A 5000-nucleotide genomic window follows, 5' to 3' on the forward strand; every position below is an offset into this window, starting at 1 on the left:
ATAGAACAGCGCCCGCGGCACGCGGCTTCCTGCCTTGGAGGAAATCATACACCTCCCGGTGCCTGATTTCCTTCACAGAAGCGGTCATTCACGCGCTCCTTCTCTACTCCCAACTTCGGACGCATGTTCATGTTTGATACGGCTAGTTTCAAAGGCCGGCGTTCACCGAAGAAGGTCGCGTTTTGAAGTAAGCGGCTCAACTGCCGTGACCGCTAGATATTGCGAACAGCCCCCCCCACGCCCAGGGCATAAAGGGTAAGCACGGCGAAGGAATCGATACCCATCCGCCAAATTTGACGCTTGGATCGGAAAATTAGGCCTGCGACGTAAACGCAGGTCAGCAACACTCCAAGGCCCGCAAGGTAGATGTCGCTTGCCTGAGCATCAGGTAACACCGCCTTGCCGGAGATGACGACGGCAAGGAGGAAAAGGACTGGAAGAAAGGCGTTTCCACCGCAGATGTCGCTGACGGCAAGCTGATAGTCCTTCATACGCACCGAGGTGATGCCTGTCGAAAGCTCGGGCAGCGACGTGGCGGCCGCAAGTACCGTTGCCCCGAAGAGGACCCCGCTGAGGCCGATGTGATCGGCTATGGCATCGCCGCTTCGCTCCAGGAGTACGCCGGCTGCCAAGGTCGCGAGCGCCGCAGCGCCGAAGACCAATGCGACGTGAATCGTACTCTCGCCGCGCTGTCCGGAGGCGTCATCCTTCTTTGCCTGCGAGTGGCCCTTGGGTTCTTTTTGCCCGTCGGGAGCGGTGCCGCTCGTATCTTGCCAAGGCAGCCCCTTGCTGGCTTTGCTGGAAAGCCACACACCAACGACCCACAAGACGCCGATCAACACCGCTCCGGGAGTCAGGCGGGCCGCGATGAGCGTGCCCGGCAACTGCGTTGCCATGATCGACACGATCAAGACCACCACGACCAGCACCGCCTCCACGACCAGCGTAAGGCTGGCGGCGCGGTAAGTCAGCGGCACCTTCTCCTTCATGGCGATGTCCATCGCCACGAGCACGACCGTCTGGATGGCGATGCCGCCCAGGATATTGCCGACCGCCACCCCTAAATTGCCTGCCAGCGCCGCACTGACGGTGATCGCAACCTCGGGCAGGTTGGTGGCTATTGCGAGTACGATGATACCGCCGAGCGCCTTGCCCAGGTGAAGTCGCGAGGACAGGATGTCCGTCGTATCAGCTAGCTTCACGCCCGCGACCCAGATCACACCCGCGCAGGCGGCAAAGATCGCGAGCAAAACCGGCAGGCCGAGTCCATCGAACATGCGGAACTTTCAGTTTGGGGGTGAGCGACGGGCGATCCATTCCAGCGCTTCAGGCGACCGCGCGTTCCACAATCAGCCACGCTCCAGTATCGTGAGTTCATCGGCCGTCGTAAGCAGCGCTATTCCTCGTCGTTGAGCGGGCGGGTGCGCCAACTAGCGTGCAGCGTCGGCACTGCACTGAACAACGCCATCATGTAAAAAGCGAGCGCGGTAAGTTCCTGTTGAGCAACAAGGGTCGACCACACCTGCATCGCGAGGAGGCCAACCGTAAGCCATATTCCTGCGAACGCAGCCACTGCCACTGTTGCAAATCCAACTAGAAAAGAGTCACGCCGCTGCTGCCGCTCGAACTCGTCCGCGCGCTCGCTGAAGCGACGCAGTGGGCCCCAGTTTGGCATGAGCATGGCGACGAAAAAGCCCACCATGATCAATGAATAGCCAATCCAGTAGCTGCGGCCTGGGTGCAAAACGCACCAGAGTAACCCAGCACTGGCAACTAACAGAGCCAGCAGCGGTGGCCAACGCAGGTGGCGCTTGCGCTGTGTTCCCGCTGCCATGGCGGGCACACCCGTCCACATCACCGAGCGATCTAGCCATGTGAGAAGACGATGCTCCCGGTTGCTCATCGCTCCACTCCTATCCGCCGCAGGCTACTTGCGATCGCTTCGAACGGGGTGAGCGAGAAGATCAGCTCGACAGGCACGTTGAACACCCCTGCGACCTTAAGGGCGAGCTCAAGGCTAGGCTTGTAATCGCCACGCTCAAGATACCCGATCGTCTGGGGGTTGACGTCCACAGCCTCCGCGAGCTGCCGACGCGACAACCCACGCTCGGCGCGGAAAACCGCAATTCTGTTATGCAAAGCTTCAAATACCCGACTCGCTACGATACGTTGTGTATGCACAACATTTTGACGAGAAAGCAATTGGCTATTGTCGTTTGCGCCGGAAAGTTTTGAGCACGAGCCAACGTCCTCGATCAGGGCCACGAGTAACGACATGAAGATAGCTGTCTCGGGGTGATAGGACCATCAGCGGCCGCTCCGTGTCGGTAAACGCATTCCTGGGTCGGCGAATTGCTCATCTGAGATCTGGTGTCGGTAGCGGCTCATTGCTGACGGGGCGTGGCTCATGTGCGCAACAAGATCCGCGCGAGATCATTAGTTGCTGATGAGCAAAGCTGTTGATTTCGAATATCCGACTTTCGCTGGCCTTCCCGTTGGACGGCTCGACGATCTGGCACCGGGGCAGGTTGCGGTTTTCGGCGCGAGTGAGGCCACACCCTATGACGCTGCTGTCGCCAGCCATTCGGCACAAGCACCGGGCGCGATCCGAGCCGCGTCGAAGGCCTTGGCTGGTCAACTCAAGCAGCACGACTTCGATACAGGACGAACCTTGCTATCCGAAGAGCGCCCCATCAAATGGGTCGGCAGAGATCTGGGCGATGTCAAAACGCGTGTCCGCGATGCCTTCGGCAACCGCAGCAGGATCACGGCAGCGACAGCCGGCATCCTCGCAGCAGGCGCGTTCCCCCTTGTCTTGGGTGGAGACGATTCCGTGCCCATTCCCGTCCTCGCCGGGTTTGATGGACATGGTCCGGTCACGATCGTGCAGGTCGATGCCCATGTCGACTGGGCCGACGAAATCCGCGGGGAGAACATGGGATATGGCTCGCCGATGCGTCGGGCCGCTGAGTTGCCGTGGGTCGAAGGTATGCTGCAAATCGGTATTCGGGGCCTTGGCAGCGGCGAAGTGTGGCAGCATGACGATGCTCGCGACTGGGGCAGCAAGCTTATCACCAGTCGGCAGTGGCATCGGGATGGAGCCGATGCCGCTCTGGATCGTCTTCCCCTTGGCGGCCGCTTCGTCCTCTCGATCGATTGCGACGGTCTAGACCCGGCCGTATTCCCTGCCGTAGCGATGCCGACTACGGGAGGCCTCGACTATGAGGATATGCTTGCTCTGTTCGACGGTCTCATGGCGCGGGGCACGATAGTCGGAGCAGTCATTGCGGAATATGTTCCCGACCGAGATGATGCCGCACGTTCGTCCGCCCTACTCGCTGCACGGTTGGGACTTACACTCATGGCGGTGATGCGCCGCTAGCGCGGGCGGCGTCGACGATCAGATCGGAGGCCAGAGCCTGCAATCCACTTGGCGTCCAAAAGTGGTCGAATGACCCATGTGTGGACGGCCCTCCGTTGGCAAGCTCGAACAGTTGCTTCGCGTTGCTGGTTGGTGCGGCCATGTGTCCGACCTGTTGGTGCGGCTCATAGCGCCGCTGGCCGTAATGCCATTCGCGCGTCTCGGGTCCCGATCACTTCCGCGCACTCGAGGTGCTTGGGTCATTGTGGGTTTTCCCGATCCGGCGGTTCAACCGGCTTGTTGCATTAGCTCCTGATCGCCCTTTCCAACCTCGTCAGGCGCGGTCGCCCGCGCCGTATCTATTACGCGGCCTGCGGCTCGCGATAGCGTTCGCCGCTGGACATCATCGCCCAGATCATGCGTGCGTTCTTGTTGGCGAGCGCAACCGCGGCGACCTTGGCCTTGCGGCGGGCAAGCAGCTGAACAAGCCACGGCCGCTTGGCACCGTTACGTTCGGCAAAGCGCACGACCGCCATGGCGCCGACGATCAGCATCTGGCGCAGGTACTGATGCCCGGCCTTAGTGATGCCGCCGAGCCGCTCCTTGCCGCCGCTGGAGTTCTGCCGCGGCACCAAGCCGATCCACGCGGCGAGGTTGCGGCCTGAGCGGAAGATCGCTGGATCGGGAACGGTGGCGACGATGGCGCTGGCGAGCAGCGGCCCCACGCCGGGTATCTCCATCAGCCGACGGCCAAGCTCGGTCTCGCGTGCGCTCGCCAGGATGCGGCGGTCGTTCTCCAGGATCTGCTCCTTCACGATGCGCAGCTGAACCGCCAGCATCTCCAGGCAGAACCGCGCATCGGTCGGCACCCGCTCGTCAGTCGGGTCGGCGATGACGTCGAGGAGCTGCTCGATGCCGTTCCTGCCGATCGGCGCAGCGATCCCGAACTCGGCCAGGTGCGCCCGCATCGCGTTCGACAACTGCGTCCGTTGGCGATTCAGAATCAGGCGAACACGATGCAGCATCATCGCGCTCTGCTGCTCGGGCGACTTGATGCCGACGAAGCGCATCGTCGGGCGGGTCACCGCCTCGCAGATCGCCTCCGCATCGGCCGCGTCGTTCTTGCCCCGCTTGACGTACGGCTTCACGTACTGCGCCGGCATCAGCTTCACGTCATGCCCGAGCAAAACCAGCTCGCGTGCCCAGTAGTGCGAGGTCGCACACGCCTCGATACCGACCAGACATGGCGGTAGCTTGGCGAAGAACTTCAGCATGCGCCCACGGGTCAGCCGCTGGCGGATCACCGCCACGCCCTCCGCATCGACGCCATGCACCTGGAACACGTTCTTCGCGAGATCTAGACCTATCGTGGTGACGCTGCCCATCGCAGTTCTCCTTCCGGCTCTACGCAGATCATTCTGCAGGCGGGTTGGAGAGCCGTCCACGTCATCATTTCCGGTCGTTCACGCACACATTTCCGCTGCCCGAAACCTGCCGCTTGTTCATACAAGAGGATTGACCGCTTGAGCGAGCCGAGCCGGTCAGCCAGAAATGGCTTATGTTGTGAAGGAAATCAGGCACCGGGAGGTGTATGATTTCCTCCAAGGCAGGAAGCCGCGTGCCGCGGGCGCTGTTCTAT

Annotated in this window: 5 protein-coding genes; 1 reads left to right on the top strand and 4 read right to left on the bottom strand. The window is 61.5% G+C overall.

Annotation, left to right across the window (positions count from 1 at the left end):
- Nucleotides 1-212 precede the first annotated feature (212 nt).
- The 3 genes from AC07U4_RS24700 to AC07U4_RS24710 form a co-directional block, all read right to left on the bottom strand.
- Nucleotides 213-1277, bottom strand: coding sequence for a sodium:calcium antiporter (locus tag AC07U4_RS24700; RefSeq protein WP_495197587.1), 1065 nt, complete (start codon nucleotides 1275-1277; stop codon nucleotides 213-215).
- Between the two features lie 119 nt (nucleotides 1278-1396).
- The gene (locus AC07U4_RS24705) at nucleotides 1397-1903 is read right to left on the bottom strand and encodes a hypothetical protein (protein ID WP_495197588.1); all 507 of its coding nucleotides are present in this window, start codon (nucleotides 1901-1903) and stop codon (nucleotides 1397-1399) included.
- Nucleotides 1900-2265: a helix-turn-helix transcriptional regulator gene (locus AC07U4_RS24710; protein ID WP_495197589.1), complete on the bottom strand. Its 366-nt coding sequence runs from the start codon at nucleotides 2263-2265 to the stop codon at nucleotides 1900-1902. The genes AC07U4_RS24705 and AC07U4_RS24710 overlap by 4 nt, the downstream gene beginning before the upstream one ends.
- Nucleotides 2266-2446: 181 nt before the next feature.
- On the opposite strand from AC07U4_RS24710, the gene AC07U4_RS24715 reads away from it, so the two are divergent.
- Complete coding sequence (locus tag AC07U4_RS24715) at nucleotides 2447-3382, top strand: arginase family protein (RefSeq protein WP_495197590.1); 936 nt, start codon at nucleotides 2447-2449, stop codon at nucleotides 3380-3382.
- Nucleotides 3383-3723: 341 nt separating this feature from the next.
- On the opposite strand, the gene AC07U4_RS24720 is transcribed toward AC07U4_RS24715, so the two are convergent.
- Nucleotides 3724-4746, bottom strand: coding sequence for an IS110 family RNA-guided transposase (locus AC07U4_RS24720; RefSeq protein WP_495197591.1), 1023 nt, complete (start codon nucleotides 4744-4746; stop codon nucleotides 3724-3726).
- Between the last annotated feature and the right edge of the window lie 254 nt (nucleotides 4747-5000).

It is taken from the genome of Sphingomonas sp. GW821-FHT02B09, from assembly GCF_059421875.1.

What these genes read in the sequence shown, in the direction of transcription:
- AC07U4_RS24700 (WP_495197587.1), bottom strand. Translation starts at nt 1,277, where the DNA reads ATGTTCGATGGACTCGGCCTGCCGGTTTTGCTCGCGATCTTTGCCGCC.
- AC07U4_RS24705 (WP_495197588.1), bottom strand. Translation starts at nt 1,903, where the DNA reads ATGAGCAACCGGGAGCATCGTCTTCTCACATGGCTAGATCGCTCGGTG.
- AC07U4_RS24715 (WP_495197590.1), top strand. Translation starts at nt 2,447, where the DNA reads ATGAGCAAAGCTGTTGATTTCGAATATCCGACTTTCGCTGGCCTTCCC.
- AC07U4_RS24720 (WP_495197591.1), bottom strand. Translation starts at nt 4,746, where the DNA reads ATGGGCAGCGTCACCACGATAGGTCTAGATCTCGCGAAGAACGTGTTC.